We start from the raw sequence: 16,021 nt of genomic DNA, 5'->3' as shown, positions 1-16,021 counted from the left end.
CGAGCCCTGCACCCATGATCGACGCGGTCCCCACCGGCCTCGAACCCGGCATCGTCCTTGACGACCAGTCGCGCGCACTGCTTGCCGACTATGACGCGATGAAGGCCGGCTGGATCGAACGCGTAATGACCGAGGGGATCGGCGCCAGCCGCGCCTTTGCCGACGCGGTGTTCGACCGCTTTCGCGGGCCCGAGCGCGACGTGACCACCCTTCGTGTCGAGGGACTCGGCCTGCCCGGCGGCAAGGGGGCGCGGCCCGCGCGCCTCTATCATCCGGGCGGCGAGGGGCCGGTGTCGGTGATCCTGTTCCTGCATGGCGGCGGCTGGTCGCTCGGCGGGCTCGACAGCTATGCCGGTTTCGCCATGTCGATCGCTGGCTTGAGCGGCTGCGCGGTGGTCGCGCTCGACTATCGCCTCGCGCCCGAAAACGGGTTTCCCGCCGCGCTCGACGATTCGCTCGCGGCGGCGCGCCACCTGCTCGACCATGCCGGCATGTTCGGCGGCGACCGGACGCGCGTGGCCGTCATGGGCGACAGCGCGGGCGGCAACCTCGCCGCCGTCGTCGCGCGCGAACTGGCACTCGCGGGCGACACGCGGCTCAAGGGGCAGATCCTCGTCTATCCGATGACCGACGTCGTCTCGCCCGACGATCGCTTCGTCTCGCGCACGCTCTATGGCCAGGGACAGCATTTCCTCGCCAATGCCGGCATCGCCTTTGCCCGCGACACCTATCTGGCGGGCAGCGACGCCAGGCCCGGCGACCCGCGTATCTCGATCCTCGACGCGCCTGTTCCCGCCGGGATCGCCCCAGCCTTCGTCCTGACCGCGGGCCACGACCCGCTGCGCGACGAGGCGGCCGCCTATCATGCGCAGCTTGAACGGGCGGGCGTCGCCAGCCGCTATCACTGCGCCGGCTCGACGATCCATGCCTTCGCCTCCTTCGGGGTGCTCGACGTGGCGCAGGACGCGCGGCGGATGCTCGCCGATGCGGCGCGCGGGATGCTGACCAAGGAATAACAACGAGAGGGGAACCGTCATGCGCCGTCTAGCCGCCGCCATCCTCGCGCTCTTCGCCGCCGCGCCTGCTGCGGCCGGAGCGCCGGTATGGGAACAGACCTTCATGTCGCCCGCGAACGGCTGGGCACAGGTCGAACGATGGCGCGATGGCACGGGAGGCATCGCGACAGAAGCGTTCCCGACCGATGGCCGCGGCAACCAGAGCGGCCAGCGCGCGACCTTCTTCGGCTCGGCCCAGCCGGCGGCGTCGAAGATGCTGCTCTATTATGCGCCCGGCTGGAACACCGGCGCGCGTCAGGTGCCCGTCCTCCTCGTCCACGGCGCCAACCAGGATGCGGACCTCGCCTGGGCCAATCCCAACGAGGCGGGCAGCTATGGCTGCGGCCGGTCCACCTGTCCCACCCGCGGGCTGATGCAGCAATTGTCGGGCAAGGGATACCGCGTTTTCGCCCTCGGCCTCGCGCACAAGAACGGTGACGGCTACGGCTGGGCCGAGCAGATCGCCAACGCCATCTCGATCATCAAGCAGCGGACCGGCGCGGCGAGCGTCGATGTCGTCGCCTGGTCGAAGGCGGCGTCGAACGCGCGCATGTACATCTCGAACGTGCGCAAGTCGTGGGGCACCGCTTACCGCGGCGACGTTCGGCGGCTGATCCTTCTGGGCTCGGCCAATAACGGCATCGACCTGTCGTTCCGGCATGGCTGGACGTTCAGCCTCACCGTCTAGCCGGGCTGCGGCGGGGTCATCAACGGGCCGACGCCGCACAACCGCCTCGTCTGCTACGGCGTCTGGCAGAACGGCGATGCCTGGACCTATGGCTCGCCCTATTTCCCCGGCTCGGCGCAACTGCTGAAAAGCTGGGTCGACCGCTTCCCGCTGCCGACGACGGAGCAGGACTGGTACACCACTTTCCATGGCGGCACCGGCTTCTACAGCGCGGGGCCGGGGATCGGCGCGTATCTCGGCGCGTCGCTGGTCGACACGATCCGCAATGCGCCCTCGCCCGCCGGCATTCGCGTCCACAATATCTGCGGCAACCAGCCCGACATCACGCTGCTCCACAACGAGCATACCGGCCCGTCCGACGGCGTCGTCTTCATCGAAAGCTGTCGCGATATCGTCGGCATCACCAATCACGGCGGCAGCCAGACGGTGCCGGTCAACCATCTGGAGCTCGGCTGGGACAGTCCCTCGACATCGTGGATCGAGACCTATCTGGCCGCCAGCTGAGCCCGGCTTGACGTTGATGTGACAATGTATCATTTCCATCGCCCGGCGGCGTTCCCTGCCGGGCGATGGAGGTTTTAATGGCAACGCTGCGCCAGGATCTGTTCGACCGGCTTGCGATCGGCGCCTCGACGCTCTGCCTGATCCACTGCCTCGCGCTCCCGGCGCTGCTCGTCGCGATCCCCGCGCTGTCGGTGTTTCTTTCGGTGCCGGAGGGGTTCCACGCGCTTGCCTTCGCCTTCGCGGTCCCGACCAGCGCCGCGGCCCTCACGCTCGGCCATCGTCGCCACCGCCGGACGTGGCCCGCGGTCGTTGCGGTCCTCGGCCTGACCGCGATCGGCATCGGCGCGCTCGCCCCATTGTCGGAGGCGGCGGAGACCGCGATCACCGTCGCCGGCTCGCTGCTCCTCGCCGCCGGGCACGCGCTCAACGCCCGCGCGATGCGGCACGGCTAGGGGGATTGCCGCGCGCCCGCGACAGGCGCACACCTCGCCTCGACCCATTCTCTCCCCCGGCAAAGGTCCCGTCTGATGGCCCGTCTGCGTTCGCTCCCGCTGCTTACCCTCGCGCTCGTCTCGGCGCTGCCCGCCGGCGCGCAGCAGCAATTCCCGCCGAGTGACATTCCCGCGACCTTCACGCCGCCGATCGATGCGCGCGACTATGTGAAGCGCGAGGTGATGATCCCGATGCGCGACGGCGTGAAGCTGCACACCGTCATCGTCTATCCCAAGGGCGTTACCAATGCGCCGATCGTGCTGACGCGCACCCCCTATGACGCATCCGGCCGGGCGAACCGGATGGACAGCCCGCGCATCCTGTCGACGCTGCCGCTCGCCGACGAGCCGTTCGTCAAGGCAGGCTATATCCGCGTGTACCAAGACATCCGCGGCAAATACGGGTCGGAGGGCGATTACATCGTCACCCGCCCCGTTCGCGGGCCGCTGAACCCCACCAGCACCGATCATGTCACCGACGCCTACGACACGATCGACTGGCTGGTGAACAAGGCGAACCTGCCCGAATCGAACGGCCGCGTCGGCATGATCGGGTCGAGTTACGAGGGGTTCACCGTCGTCATGGCGCTCCTCAACCCGCACCCGGCGCTCAAGGTCGCGGCGCCCGAAAGCCCGATGATCGACGGCTGGCGCGGCGACGACTGGTTCCACAACGGCGCCTTCCGCCTCGCCAATATCGGCTGGATCGGATCGCAGACCGGCTACAAGGGTCCGGGCCAGGATCCCGCCACCGGCATCTACGACAATTACGAGGAGTTTCGCCGGCTGGGCGGCGCGAACGAATGGGCGCGCAACTCCGGCTTCGACCAGCTGCCTGCTTGGCAGAAGATGGTCGCGCACCCCGCCTATGACGGTTTCTGGCAGGGGCAGGCGCTCGACAAGCTGCTCGCCGCCAATCCCTCCAACGTCCCCACCATCTGGGAACAGGGCCTGTGGGATCAGGAGGACATTTACGGCGCGATCACCGCATGGGAGGCGCTGAAGGCCAAGGGCAAGACCGGCAACAACTTCCTCGTCATGGGTCCGTGGCGGCACAGCCAGGTCAATCGCGAGGGGACCGAACTCGGCCCGCTCAAGTGGAACGGCGACACCGCGCAGCAATTCCGCGAGGAAATGGTGCTGCCGCTGTTCGACCAGTATCTGAAGGACGGCCCGCCCGCGAACCTGCCCGCCGCGACCATCTACAACACCGGCGAGAACAAGTGGGAGCGGTTCGCCAACTGGCCGCTGGCGTGCGAGGCGGGGTGCGCCGCGCCGCTCACCCCCATGTACCTCGCTGCCGACAGCGGCCTTGCCTATGCCAAGGGGTCGGCGGGCGAGGACAGCTATGTCAGCGATCCCGCAAAGCCCGTCCCGCACCTGCCGCGGCCGGTCAATTTCGGCGACGGCCGCTGGCCCGACTGGCTCGTCAGCGACCAGCGCCATGTCGACGGCCGATCCGACGTGATGACCTATACGACGCCCGTCCTGACCGCGCCGGTCCGCATGTCGGGCGCGCCGATCGCCGACCTCTATGCAAAGACCACGGGCACGGACGGCGATTTCGTCGTCAAGGTGATCGACGTCTATCCCGACGAGGTGGCGAATGATGCCAAGATGGGCGGCTACCAGCTTGCCGTCAGCCTCGACATCTTCCGCGGCCGCTATCGCGACAGCCTCGAAAAGCCGTCCGCGATCCCGGCGAGCAAGGTCCAGCGCTATCGCTTCCGCCTGCCCGCCGTGAACCACGTCTTCCAGCCCGGCCACCGGATCATGGTGCAGGTGCAGTCGAGCCTGTTCCCGCTCTACGACCGCAATCCGCAGAAATACGTGCCCAACATCTTCCTCGCGAAGAAAGCCGATTACCAGAAGGCGACCGTGACGCTCGAACGCGGCGGCGGCGCGGCCAGCGCGGTGTGGCTGCCGATCGTCAAGACGCCGCCCGCGCCGTAATGCGGGGCGTCCAATCCGCCGTTCCCTTTGCGTCATCCCGGACTTGATCCGGAATCCCGCTGCCTTTTCGACGCCTGAAGAAGAAGCGGGACCCCGGATCAAGTCCGGGGTAACGACCGAACAGAGGGCAATTGACTCATAAATCTACATATGTTGTTATGCGCAAATGGTCCGAACCCGCCGCCCCTCGCCGCAGATGCGCCGCCTCATCGAAAGGCTATACGCGCACGCCCCCGCCGCGCAGCACGGCTATGAACTGATGAAGGAAACGGGGCTGGCGTCTGGCACGCTCTATCCGCTTCTGATGCGGATGACCGATCAGGGGCTGGTCGAGGCCGAATGGCATCCCCCCGCCCAGCCCGGCCGCCCGCCGCGCCACGCCTATCGCCTGACGACGGCCGGCCTCGCGCTGGCTCGCGAACTGACCGGGCAGGGGCCGCTCGGCGAAGGCGTCACCGCATGACCCGCCGCCTCGCCTGGATCGTGATGGCGCTGACCGCGCGCAGTCTCGGCCCCCGCCGCGCCGACTGGGCCTGGGCGATGGCCGCAGAGCTCGAGGCGGCGGAAGCGGACGGCCGCCCGCTGCGCTTCGCGCTCGGCTGCCTCGTGGCGGCTTGGCGGACGATGCTGACCCATGCCGAGGGGCGCTTCACGCTGGTCTCGCACGCGCTGGCGATCGGCGTGATCCTGCCCGTCGCGGGCATGCTGGCGGTCGCGGCGATCTTCGGCTTTCCGTTCATGGCTGCGAGCGACGGGCTGGCCGGCTATCTCTACGGCAGCGGCGAGCACCGGCTGCTCCTCAACGTCGGCAACATGATCGCCGCGCCGTCGCTCCTCTGCCTGATGCTGCTGACCGCCGCACTCCACTTGCCCGTTGCGTGGTGGATCCTCGACCGCGATTGGGCGCGCGTCGGCATGGCGAGCCGTTTCGGCGCCGCGGCGGTCACGACGCTGACGATCGTCTCGGGCTGCGCGGCGATTGATCCGACAAGCCTGATCCTGCCGATTTGGGTGCTTGCCGCCGAGACCGCCGCGATCTTCACCCTCGCGACCTGGCAGTCACAGCTTCCCCGCCACGAACAGCCCGCTTTCTAGCCGAGGAGTCCCCCGATGAAGGCCTCGATCCCCCTCGCCATCGCCGCCTTCATCGCCAGCCCCGCGCACGCGCAGGTCGAAGATGCCGGCCGATGGGTCATCTACGGCACGATCTCGACCCACGAGCGCGACGCGGGCGTCCCCGGTGGTGCGATCCGCGCGGCACAGCCGCCCGCGACCCACGCCGAGCCGTGGACCAGCGGCGCGGTGCTCAAACTCCCGCAGGCGATCGCCGCCGGCGAAACGGTCGCCGCCACCTTCTGGGCGCGGGCTGCGAAGCCGATGCGTACGACCGCCGCGATTCAGGGGCCGGAACCGAGCTATACGCGGGTCGCGAGCACCGACCTTGCACTGACGCCGCAATGGCAGCGTTTCACGGTCGCGGGCACCGCCCCGGCGGCGCTGGCGGCCGGCTCGCAGGCGCTCGTCGTGACGCTCGGGCAGGTGGACAGCGCGGTCATGCTCGGCCCCGTCGCCTGGGTACCCGCATCAGGCGCGGCAAAGGCGTTCGCCGCCTATCGCCCGGCCGCGGTCCCCGTCGACCTGACCATTCCGTCGAAGGCGGCGACGCTCGCCGGCACGCTCCACCTGCCCGTCGGCTGCGGCCCCTTCCCCGTCGCGATCGTTCTCCAGGGGCACGGCCCCAACGGCCGCGGCGGCTTCGACGAGGTGATCGCCCGCCTCAACCGCGACGGGATCGCGGCGCTTGAATATGACAAGCGAGGCATCGGCCAGTCGACCGGCACCTATGTCGAGGATATCGGTTTGCTCACCGCCGATGCGCAGGCCGCCGTCGCCGCGATGCGTGCGCGGCCGGACATCGACGGTAGCCATGTGGCGCTGATCGGCCACAGCCAGGGCGGTGTCGTCGCCCCCGCCGTCGCCGCCGCCGATCCCTCGATCGGCGCAGTCGTGACGCTCGGCGGCTCGGTCGGCGACGGCTTCCCGATGCTGGCCAATGCGCTGCGCCAGCAGATGATTGCCGCAAGACGGCCACCGGCCGCGGTCGAGCCTGCGGTTGAAGCGGCGATGGCGCTGCTCAAGGCGCGCGCGGCCGGACGGAGCGACGCTTCGGTCACGCCCTTGCGCACTGCTCTGGTCGATCGGATCGAGGCGCTCGGCTTCACCCGGCCCGAAGCGGAGGAGGGCCTGAAGCGCATCGACACGCCGGAGGCGTGGAGCGCCGACAAGGTCCACTCCGCCCGCGACCTTGCCGCCACGAAGGCGCCCGTCCTCGCGGTCTATGGCGGCAAGGACCCGCTCGTCATCGCCGCGCCCGAAGCCGCCGCCGCGCGCACCGCACTCGCCGCCAACCCCAAGGCAAAGGTCGTCGTCTTCGACGATCTCAGCCACTGGTTTCAGGACGGCGCCGTCACCGGCGACGAAAAGGAAGTGGAGAAACTCGGCCCCAATATCGGCTCGCCCCGCGTCGTCGCGCTCGTCGGCGACTTCGTGGCGGGCGCCTTAAAATAGCGTCGTGAGGAAGTAGAACAGCGCACCCACCGCCGCCGACGCGGGGATGGTGATGAGCCACGCCGTCACCACATTGCTCGCCACGCCCCAGCGCACCGCCGACGCGCGCCGCGCGGTGCCCGCACCGATGATCGATCCGGTAATGGTGTGCGTGGTCGACACCGGGATACCGAGCGCTGACGCGCTGAACAGGATGATCGAGCCCGCCAGCGACGCGCTGAACCCCTGATGCTGCGACAGCTTGGTGATGCGGCTGCCCATCGTCTCGATGATCTTCCACCCGCCGCTCAGCGTGCCGAGCGCGATCGCGACGTAGCAGGCGATGGCGACCCAGTGCGGCACCTCGAATTCGCCCTGCAGATAGCCGGTCGAATAGAGGAGGACGGTGATGATCCCCATCGTCTTCTGCGCATCGTTGAGGCCATGGCTCAGCGAATAGGCGCCCGAGGAGAGGAGGTGCAGGAACCGGAACGTCCGCTCGGCCCGCACCGTGGTCGCGCGACGGAAGATCCAGCTCGTCGCCAGCATGATGAACATCGCCAGGATCATGCCGAGCGTCGGCGACAGCACGATCGCGATCAGCGTCTTGTTGAGCCCCGACCATTGCACCCCGGTCAGCCCCGCATGCGCGACGCCCGCGCCGATCAATCCGCCGACCAGCGCATGGCTCGACGACGACGGAATCCCCTTCAGCCAGGTGACGACGTTCCAGAACATCGCCCCCACCAGCGCGCCGAACACGACCGCGGGCGTCACCAGGTCCTTTTCGATCAGCCCCTGCCCGATCGTGCTCGCGACCTTGTGCAGGCTGGGAAAGGTGATCGTCAGGAAATAGGCCGCGCCGTTGAACACCGCGGCGAAGACGACGGCGTGGACGGGCTTCAACAGCCGCGTCGCCACCACCGTCGCGATCGAATTGGCCGCATCGTGCAGGCCGTTCAGAAAGTCGAACGCCAGCGCCACGATGATGAGCGCGACCAGCAGCGGAAAGGCGAGCTCGTGCATCAGGCGTGATCGATGACGATGCCGTCGATCTCGTTGGCGACATCCTCGAATTTGTCGACGATGCGCTCGAGATGCTTGTAGATCTCGCGCTGCACCGAGAAGCGCAGCGTATCGGTCGGGCCGAGCTCCTTGAACGCGCGCTTCAGGCCGGCGGCATGAATCTCGTCGGCATGGCTTTCCATGCGGACCAGCCGCTCGGTCAGCTCGTGCAGGCGCGTGGCGTTGCCCGCGACGTCGCGCAGCAGCGGCATGGCCTCGGCCGTCAGGCGGGCTGCATCGACGATGATGCCGGCGATATCCCGCATCTCGGGCTCGAACTGCGTCACGTCATAGAGGTCGACTGCCTGAACCGTCGCCTGCATCTCGTCGATCGCATCGTCCATCGAGCCGATCAAACTGATGATCGCGCTGCGGTCGAACGGGGTGAGGAAGGTCACGCGGACCGTGCGCAGCACCTCGCGGATGATCTCGTCCGCGTCGCGCTCGCGCTCGACCACTTCCTGGATATGCTCGGCGCTGCCGTCCTGCACCAGCCGGGCGAGCGCATTGCCGCCCGCGACGACGGTGGCGGCGTGCGCCTCGAACATCTCGAAGAAATTGCCCGTGCGGGGCAGCAGCTTCTGGAACCAGGCGAACATGTGAGAGACTTTCGATCCTTGCGCGACGGCCTGGATAAAGCCGGTGCGCTGCGTTGCTGCCTTGAATTCGCGATTGCCGAAGGAGCGGATCAGGTCCTTGAGATCGGCCTCGTCCACCGCCTGCGCGGCGGCCTCGAGGCTGAACCAGCGCCGCTCGCGCTCGCCCTGCTCCTTCCATGCCTCCTGCTCGTCGCGCACCGCCAGCGGGAACACGTCGACGTCGAGCATCAGCGACGCCCCGCTCGCCCGCTTCTTGCGATAGCGGTACGAACCGAGCGCCACCGGGCAGATCGTGCCGCGCACGCCCGCCTCCTCCTCGGCCTCCAGCGCGGCGGCGTCGTGCGGGCTCAGCCCCTTGGACGCATTGCCCTTGGGAATGACCCAGCGACGATTCTCGCGCGAGGTGACGAGGAGGATGCTGACCGGGGCATCGGGGGCGGTCCCCTCCATCCGGTACGGCAAGGCGGCGATCTGACGAATGGGAAAGCTCCGGGGTTGGCGGGCGCGCCATTACCGCGTCGTGGGCCGGACTCCAACCGCTAACGTACGATACCGGTCAGTCGTGCAGCGTCGCGATGCCCAGCTTGTCGAGGTTGACCGTCAATTGAACCGTCAGCGCATGATCCATCTGAGCCCGCGCACCCCCGCGGGCGAGCCGATACTGATTGAGATAGCCGATATCGGCGCTCAGCGCCTTGCCGATCGGCACGTTGACCCCGACGATGTTGCGCATCCGCTCATACCCCGCCCGCTGCCCCCAGACGGTCGAGTTGGGCAGGATGAAACTCTCGTGGCTGCCGAACAGCGACACCCGGCTCCGCCCGAGCGGCAGGTTGTAGCGGACGAGCGGGCGGACCCGGAAGCCAATCTCATCTCCGCCGGGATTGAACCGCTCGTCGAGGCGAAGGCGCCCCGCGAATCGCCCGCGCGCGATCACGATCTGCTGGCGGATGCGCTCCTCGTCGGCGGCGGTGTTGGCGTTGAAGAACCCGACATGGCGATAGCCGACGCCGAGCTCGACGCCCTTCGCGATCTGGACGCCGACCAGCACGCCGTACTCGGTCGTGTAGATACCCTCCTGCCGGTCGCTGGTCCGGGCGATCTGCTCTGCGGTGACGCGCACGCCCTTGGCGACGGGCAGGACGACGTTGAGCTGCTCCCAGAGCTGCTCGTCCTGTTGCTGCGCGAGCGCCGGGACGGGCGCGGCGAGCGCGATGGCGGCAGCAAGGATCGGAAACAATCGCATCGCCGCGCCGGTGCGCCTGCCGCCCGCGAAGATCAAGAGCGGCGCGGCGAGGCGTCGGTCAGGCCGCCCCGATCATCGACCGTGCGACCGCTTCGGCGACCTTGATCCCGTCGACCGCGGCCGACAGGATGCCGCCGGCATAGCCCGCCCCTTCGCCCGCAGGATACAGGCCGGCGGTATTGAGGCTCTGGAAATCGTCGCCGCGGGTGAAGCGGACCGGGGAGGACGTTCGCGTCTCCACCCCCGTCATCACCACGTCGGGATGATCGTAATCGGGGATCTGCCGGCCGAAGACCGGGATCGCCTCGCGCATCGCCTCCACCACGAAGTCGGGCAGGCATTCGTCGAGGGCGGTGGGCGTGACCCCGGGCTTGTACGACGGCACGACCGAACCGAGCGTGGTCGACGGGCGGCGGGCCATGAAATCGCCCAGCCGCTGCGCCGGGGCATGATAGTTCGAGCCACCGGCGACGAACGCCCGCCGCTCCCAATGGCGTTGCAGGTCGAGGCCCGCGAGCGGATCGCCGGGGAAGTCGCGCTCGGGATCGATCGCGACGACGAAGCCCGAATTCGCATTGCGCTCGTTGCGCGAATACTGGCTCATGCCGTTGGTGGCGACGCCGCCTTCCTCGCTGGTGGCAGCGACGACGGTGCCGCCGGGGCACATGCAGAAGCTGTAGACCGTGCGCCCGTTCGAGCAGTGGTGCGAGATGTGATACTCCGCCGCGCCCAGCACCGGGTGGCCGGCATTGGCGCCGAAGCGCGCGCGATCGATCCAGCTTTGCGGATGCTCGATCCGGACGCCGATCGAGAAGGGCTTGGCCTCGACGAACACGCCCGCGTCGTGGAGCATCCGGAAGGTGTCGCGCGCGCTGTGGCCGATCGCGAGGACGACGTGGCTCGCCTCCAGATACTCGCCGGTGTGGAGGTGCAGCCCCTGCATCCGCCGCACGCCTGCGCCGTCGGTGCCGATGTCCACGCCGACGACGCGCTTCTCGAACCGATATTCGCCGCCCAGCGCCTCGATCGTCGCGCGCATGCTCTCGACCATCGTGACGAGGCGAAAGGTGCCGATATGCGGATGCGCCTCGGTCAGGATCTCGGGCGGGGCGCCGGCCTTGACGAACTCGGTCAGCACCTTGCGGTCGAGGTGCCGGGGGTCCTTGATCCGGCTGTAGAGCTTCCCGTCGGAAAAGGTGCCCGCGCCCCCTTCGCCGAACTGGACGTTCGATTCGGGGTTGAGGACGCGCCGCCGCCACAGGCCCCAGGTGTCCTTGGTCCGCTCGCGCACCACCTTGCCGCGATCGAGGATGATCGGGCGGAATCCCATCTGCGCCAGGATCAGCCCCGCGAACAGGCCGCACGGCCCCGCGCCAATGACGACGGGGCGCGGCGCGCCCGCGGGGGCGGTGCCGACATGGCGGTAATGCGTGTCGGGCGTCTTCTGGACGTCGCGATCCTTGCGGAAGCGCGCGAGCACCGGCGCCTCGTTCCGCAGCGTCACGTCGACGGTATAGACGAGCTGGATATTCGCCTTGTCGCGCGCGTCGTTGCCGCGGCGCACGACCTGATAGCGCACCACGTCGCGCGGCGTGACGCGCAGCCGCTTGAAGATCGCGGACAGCAGCGCTTCGTCGGCATGGTGCAGCGGCAGGGTCAGGTTGGTCAGGCGCAACATGCCCCGCCCTTAGCGCCTGAGCGCGCCGGGCGCGACACTGCCGATCACCAGACCCTAGATGCGCGTGATCTTGCCCGTCGCGATCGGCGCGGCGCTGGGCGCCTGATGGGGCGCCCCGTCCGGCAGCTCCAGGCTGACAGCCAGCGTCGCGCCGTCGACGATCAGCGCCTGGAGCGCGGCGGGCACCTTGACGCGGGTCGTACCGGCTCCCTCCAGCAGCCCCAGCGACCGCGGCACGCCGTCGGCGGGGATGACCCAGAGCTCGGGCACGCGATCGCTTTGCGGCAGCGACACCGCGCGGATACGCAGGTCGCCGTCGCCCGGCGCGTAATTGGCCGCCAGCAGCGTCCCCTCGGCCCCGCCGAGCTGGGCGACCGTGGCCTCCGCTGGCGCGCGCACCACCTCCCGCACGATCGTCACGGGCTCGGGCCGGGCGAGCAGGAAGGCCGCGGCGAAGGCGGCGGCGATCCCGGTGCTGCCGATCGCGGTCCACCGCCAGCGGCGCAGCCGTTTGCCCATGTCGGCGCCGCCCGGGCCGAGGCGCGCGGCGATCGCCGGCCAGACATCGGGCGCCGGCTGCGCCTCGAACCCGTCGTACATCGGATCGAGCCGCGCCCGCCAGGCATCGACCGCCTCGGCAAAGGCGCGGTCGGACAGCGACAGGCGAAGCGCCCGCGCCCGCTCGTCACCGGTAAGCAAGCCGAGCGCCAGCTCGGCGGCCAACGCGTCGAGATCGGGGTCGAGCGGTTCAGCCATGACCGAGACATTCCTTCATTTGGGCCAGCCCGCGGCGCACCCAGCTCTTCATCGTGCCGAGCGGCACGTTCCGTACCACCGCCAGTTCGGCATAGGTCAGGCCGTCGAAAAAGGCCGAGCGGATCGCCTCCCGCTGCTTCGCGCCGAGTTGCTCGATGCAGTGGAAGATGCGTGCGCGCTCCTGATCGGCGGCGATCACCTGTTCGGCGTCAGCTCGGTCGTCGGCGAGGTCGGCAATATGCTCGTCGCCGACCATCAGTTGCGGCCGGTGCGACCGACGCCAGTCGATGGCGGCGTTGCGCGCGACGGTACACATCCAGGTGATCGGGCTTGCGCGTCCCGGATCGAAGCCCGCCGCACGCCGCCAGATCTTTAGATAGACGTCCTGAAGGATTTCCTCGGCCGTGTCGCGGTCCTGCACGACTCGCAGACAGACGCCGAACAGCTTTGCCGAGGTCAGCGCATAGACCTCGCGCAGCGCATCGCGATCGCCGCCGCCGACCTGCCGCAACAGGCTGGACAAGTGCGCGCGGGCCTCTGCCTGCGATGATCGATCCATCATGTCGCCCCACCCCGGCCGGGCCAGACCCGATCCGTCACGGCATAGGCGATACCGGCATGCGCCTCCAAAAGCGAGCGCGAGCGCACGACGATCCGCCCGCGGGTCGAGGTGATGAGGCGCTCGCCCTCGAGAACGTGGAGCGCGTCGGTCACCGTCGCGCGTCGGACGCCGAGCATCCCGGCAAGCAGGTCGTGGGTGAGCATCAGTTCGCCGTCGTCGACCCGGTCGTGCCAGAGGAGCAGCCAGCGGCTCAGCCGGACGTCGACGGGATCGCACATGCCCGAGCGCAGCGTCGCGCCGAGCTGGCAGGCGAACTGGAAAGCGAAGCCTACCAGCCGCATCGTCAGCGAGGGGTCGATCAAGCACAGGTCGCGCAGCACGCGCCCGTCGATCGCCAACATCGTGCCCGCCGAGACCGCCACCGCCTCCTGGCTTCCGGGGACCGGAACGCCGGCGACGAGGCCCCAGTTGAGCGCGCCCTCGCGGCCGATCAGGCCGAGGCCCTGCTGCTTTCCCCCAGGCACGCAGGCGCGCAGGCAGAAGACGGCGGTCTCGGGAAAATGAACCACATCGGCGCCCGCCGCCCCGCTTTCGATCACGTCCCCCTGCTCGATCCGCTGCCGCGCCAGATGCGGGCGCAGCGACGCGAGGCTGGGCGCGAACAGCGAGGCCAGGAGATGGTTGCCGCAGGGCGGCGGGGATCGGTCTTCGGCAGTCCGGAACATGCGCGCTCGCCCTCTTCGGGTAATTGGCCGGCGAACGAGATACGAAAAGGTTCCGGGCGCGGATGCACAGCGTACGGCTGGCGTACGCACGCTTTAAGCGGCTGAAATCCTGATAGCCTCCTGCGTTGTGATGGCGATCTTCAGGGAGTTCCGGGCATGGCCGATAGCAGCGACCTTCTCGACGCGATGGAGGCCCGTTCGCAGCGGCGAGCCGACCGCCGCGCCTTCTTCAACGCGTTCAGCACCGCCTCGGCGATTGCGGGCGGCTTCGTTCTGACCGCAGGGGCGTCGCCCGCCGCGGCACAGACGTCGACGATCACCGACGGCGACATTCTGAACTTCGCGCTGAACCTCGAATATCTCGAGGCACAGTTCTACCTCTATGCCGCGACCGGCGCGGGGCTGCCGACCACCAGCCTGTCGGGCACCGGCGCGGCCGGCGCCGCAACCGGCGGGCGCCGCGTCAATTTCACCGACCCCGTCGTCGCCCGCTACGCGCAAGAAATTGCCGCGGACGAGCGCGCGCATGTCGATTTCCTGCGCACCGCGATCGGTGCCACGGCCGTCGCACAGCCCGCGATCGACATCAGCGCCGATCCGAACGGTGCGTTTTCGAACGCAGCGCGCGCCGCCGGGCTGGTCGGGCCGGGCGTCGCCTTCGACCCCTATGCCAGCGACGAGAACTTCCTCCTCGCCGCCTTCATCTTCGAGGATGTGGGCGTCACCGCGTACAAGGGCGCGTCGCCGCTGGTCAGCAACAAGACCTTCCTGGAGGCGGCCGCCGGCATTCTCGCGGTCGAGGCGTATCATGCCGCGATCGTCCGCACGACGCTCTATGCCAAGGGCATGACCACCCCCGCGCTCATCGACGCGACAGAGGCGATCTCGAACGCGCGCGACAGCCTCGACGGGACCAGCGACCTCGACCAGGGCGTGCGCGCCAGCGGTACCGGCAATGCGACGACCAGCAACATCGTGCCGCTCGACGCCGACGGCCTCGCCTACAGCCGCACCGCAGGCCAGGTGCTCAACATCGTCTACCTCAACCGGGCGGCGGTCACGGGCGGCGGGTTCTTCCCGAACGGCGTCAACGGCACGCTGCGCATGAGCGCGGCGAACTGATCCAGCAATACGCTTCCGAACGGGAGGACGACATGAGCCAGACCGACCAGCTATCCCAGATTCTCGACGCCTGCGACCATCGTCGCGAGGAACGCCGCCGTTTCCTGCGCACCGCCGGCACCGCCTCCGCCGCGGTGGCCGGGGCGTCGCTGCTCGCCGCCTGCGGCGGCGGCAGCAAGAACGACTTCCAGCCGATCATCCAGCCGACGCCGACGCCCACGCCGGCGCCGCTGACCGACGCGGACGTGCTCAATTTCGCGCTCAACCTCGAATATCTCGAGGCGCAATTCTATTCGTTCGCGGCGTTCGGCACCGGCCTGCCCGCCAATCAGCTGACGGGCACGGGCACGCAGGGCGGCGTCACCGGCGGGCGCGCGGTGAACTTCACCGATCCGCTGGTGCGCCAATATGCGCGAGAAATCGCCAATGACGAGATCGCGCACGTCGCCTTCCTGCGCCGCAATCTCGGCGCCAGCGCGGTCGCACAGCCCGCGCTCGACATCGGTACCGACCCCAACGGCGCCTTCTCCTCGGCCGCGCGCGCGGCGGGGCTGATCGGCGCGGGCGCGTCGTTCGACCCCTATGCCAGCGACGAGAATTTCCTACTCGGCGCGTTCATCTTCGAGGATGTGGGCGTCACCGCCTACAAGGGCGCGTCGGTGCTCATCACCAACAAGGGGTTCCTGGAGGCCGCCGCCGGCATCCTCGCGGCGGAGGCGTATCACGCTGGCCTCGTGCGGACCGTCCTCTATCGAAAGGGCGTCAACACGACAGCGCTGATCGACGCGACGGAGGCGATCTCGAACGCGCGCGACAGCCTCGACGGGACCAGCGACCTCGACCAGGGCGTCCGCCCGAACGGCAATGCGTCCAACATCGTGCCGACCGACGGCTCGGGCGTCGCCTATAGCCGGTCGGCGGGACAGGTGCTCAACATCGCCTATCTCAACAAGCTGGCGACCGATCGCGGCGGGTTCTTCCCCGCGGGCGTCAACGGCAACATCCGGCTGAGCGCCGCCAACTGACGCGC

General features: G+C 68.9%; 17 protein-coding genes. 9 read left to right on the top strand and 8 right to left on the bottom strand.

The window, feature by feature from the left end:
* Positions 1 to 14: 14 nt before the first annotated feature.
* A complete protein-coding gene (locus tag FHR19_RS06455; RefSeq protein ID WP_184026093.1) occupies positions 15 to 1,016 on the top strand; it encodes an alpha/beta hydrolase in 1,002 nt (333 codons plus the stop codon).
* 19 nt (positions 1,017 to 1,035) lie between these two features.
* The gene (locus FHR19_RS17490) at positions 1,036 to 1,743 is read left to right on the top strand and encodes an esterase/lipase family protein (protein WP_221228431.1); all 708 of its coding nucleotides are present in this window, start codon (positions 1,036 to 1,038) and stop codon (positions 1,741 to 1,743) included.
* 203 nt (positions 1,744 to 1,946) lie between these two features.
* Here FHR19_RS17490 and FHR19_RS17485 read toward each other — a convergent pair whose 3' ends face one another.
* Positions 1,947 to 2,117: a hypothetical protein gene (locus FHR19_RS17485; RefSeq protein ID WP_221228430.1), complete on the bottom strand. Its 171-nt coding sequence runs from the start codon at positions 2,115 to 2,117 to the stop codon at positions 1,947 to 1,949.
* Between the two features lie 207 nt (positions 2,118 to 2,324).
* Here FHR19_RS17485 and FHR19_RS06445 point away from each other — a divergent pair, with 207 nt between their 5' ends.
* The 5 genes from FHR19_RS06445 (at position 2,325) to FHR19_RS06425 (ending at position 7,259) form a co-directional block, all read left to right on the top strand.
* The gene (locus FHR19_RS06445) at positions 2,325 to 2,699 is read left to right on the top strand and encodes a MerC domain-containing protein (RefSeq protein ID WP_246359375.1); all 375 of its coding nucleotides are present in this window, start codon (positions 2,325 to 2,327) and stop codon (positions 2,697 to 2,699) included.
* 75 nt (positions 2,700 to 2,774) lie between these two features.
* Positions 2,775 to 4,691 (top strand): CocE/NonD family hydrolase, encoded by a 1,917-nt coding sequence (locus FHR19_RS06440; RefSeq protein ID WP_184026089.1) that lies wholly within the window; start codon positions 2,775 to 2,777, stop codon positions 4,689 to 4,691.
* A gap of 166 nt (positions 4,692 to 4,857) precedes the next feature.
* The gene (locus tag FHR19_RS06435) at positions 4,858 to 5,154 is read left to right on the top strand and encodes a PadR family transcriptional regulator (RefSeq protein ID WP_425505948.1); all 297 of its coding nucleotides are present in this window, start codon (positions 4,858 to 4,860) and stop codon (positions 5,152 to 5,154) included.
* Positions 5,151 to 5,786: a hypothetical protein gene (locus FHR19_RS06430; RefSeq protein ID WP_184026087.1), complete on the top strand. Its 636-nt coding sequence runs from the start codon at positions 5,151 to 5,153 to the stop codon at positions 5,784 to 5,786. The genes FHR19_RS06435 and FHR19_RS06430 overlap by 4 nt, the downstream gene beginning before the upstream one ends.
* A 15-nt stretch (positions 5,787 to 5,801) precedes the next feature.
* On the top strand, positions 5,802 to 7,259 hold the full coding sequence (locus FHR19_RS06425) for an alpha/beta hydrolase (protein WP_184026084.1): 1,458 nt from the start codon (positions 5,802 to 5,804) through the stop codon (positions 7,257 to 7,259).
* Here FHR19_RS06425 and FHR19_RS06420 read toward each other — a convergent pair.
* The 7 genes from FHR19_RS06420 to FHR19_RS06390 form a co-directional block, all read right to left on the bottom strand.
* The gene (locus FHR19_RS06420) at positions 7,251 to 8,264 is read right to left on the bottom strand and encodes an inorganic phosphate transporter (RefSeq protein ID WP_184026082.1); all 1,014 of its coding nucleotides are present in this window, start codon (positions 8,262 to 8,264) and stop codon (positions 7,251 to 7,253) included. The genes FHR19_RS06425 and FHR19_RS06420 overlap by 9 nt on opposite strands.
* A complete protein-coding gene (locus FHR19_RS06415; protein WP_184026079.1) occupies positions 8,264 to 9,352 on the bottom strand; it encodes a DUF47 family protein in 1,089 nt (362 codons plus the stop codon). Before FHR19_RS06415 ends, FHR19_RS06420 begins: the two co-directional genes overlap by 1 nt.
* A gap of 106 nt (positions 9,353 to 9,458) precedes the next feature.
* Positions 9,459 to 10,148 carry a DUF2490 domain-containing protein gene (locus FHR19_RS06410; protein WP_184026077.1) on the bottom strand — a complete coding sequence of 230 codons (690 nt, stop codon included), beginning with the start codon at positions 10,146 to 10,148 and terminating at the stop codon, positions 9,459 to 9,461.
* 58 nt (positions 10,149 to 10,206) lie between these two features.
* Positions 10,207 to 11,826: an NAD(P)/FAD-dependent oxidoreductase gene (locus FHR19_RS06405; protein WP_184026075.1), complete on the bottom strand. Its 1,620-nt coding sequence runs from the start codon at positions 11,824 to 11,826 to the stop codon at positions 10,207 to 10,209.
* A 54-nt stretch (positions 11,827 to 11,880) separates the two neighbouring features.
* Positions 11,881 to 12,582, bottom strand: coding sequence for an anti-sigma factor (locus FHR19_RS06400; protein WP_184026073.1), 702 nt, complete (start codon positions 12,580 to 12,582; stop codon positions 11,881 to 11,883).
* Positions 12,575 to 13,141, bottom strand: coding sequence for a sigma-70 family RNA polymerase sigma factor (locus tag FHR19_RS06395; RefSeq protein WP_184026071.1), 567 nt, complete (start codon positions 13,139 to 13,141; stop codon positions 12,575 to 12,577). The genes FHR19_RS06400 and FHR19_RS06395 overlap by 8 nt, the downstream gene beginning before the upstream one ends.
* A complete protein-coding gene (locus FHR19_RS06390) occupies positions 13,141 to 13,869 on the bottom strand; it encodes a Crp/Fnr family transcriptional regulator (protein WP_184026069.1) in 729 nt (242 codons plus the stop codon). The genes FHR19_RS06395 and FHR19_RS06390 overlap by 1 nt, the downstream gene beginning before the upstream one ends.
* Positions 13,870 to 14,025: 156 nt before the next feature.
* Between FHR19_RS06390 and FHR19_RS06385 the strand changes: the two genes are divergently transcribed.
* Both FHR19_RS06385 and FHR19_RS06380 read left to right on the top strand, forming a co-directional pair.
* On the top strand, positions 14,026 to 14,991 hold the full coding sequence (locus FHR19_RS06385) for a ferritin-like domain-containing protein (protein ID WP_184026066.1): 966 nt from the start codon (positions 14,026 to 14,028) through the stop codon (positions 14,989 to 14,991).
* Between the two features lie 32 nt (positions 14,992 to 15,023).
* A complete protein-coding gene (locus FHR19_RS06380; RefSeq protein WP_184026064.1) occupies positions 15,024 to 16,016 on the top strand; it encodes a ferritin-like domain-containing protein in 993 nt (330 codons plus the stop codon).
* Positions 16,017 to 16,021: the final 5 nt, after the last annotated feature.

Source organism: Sphingomonas yantingensis (assembly GCF_014199325.1).
In the GTDB taxonomy this organism is placed as follows: domain Bacteria; phylum Pseudomonadota; class Alphaproteobacteria; order Sphingomonadales; family Sphingomonadaceae; genus Sphingomonas; species Sphingomonas yantingensis.
The sequence above is the reverse complement of the archived record's forward strand: the minus strand, read 5'-3'. Positions and strand labels throughout refer to the sequence as shown.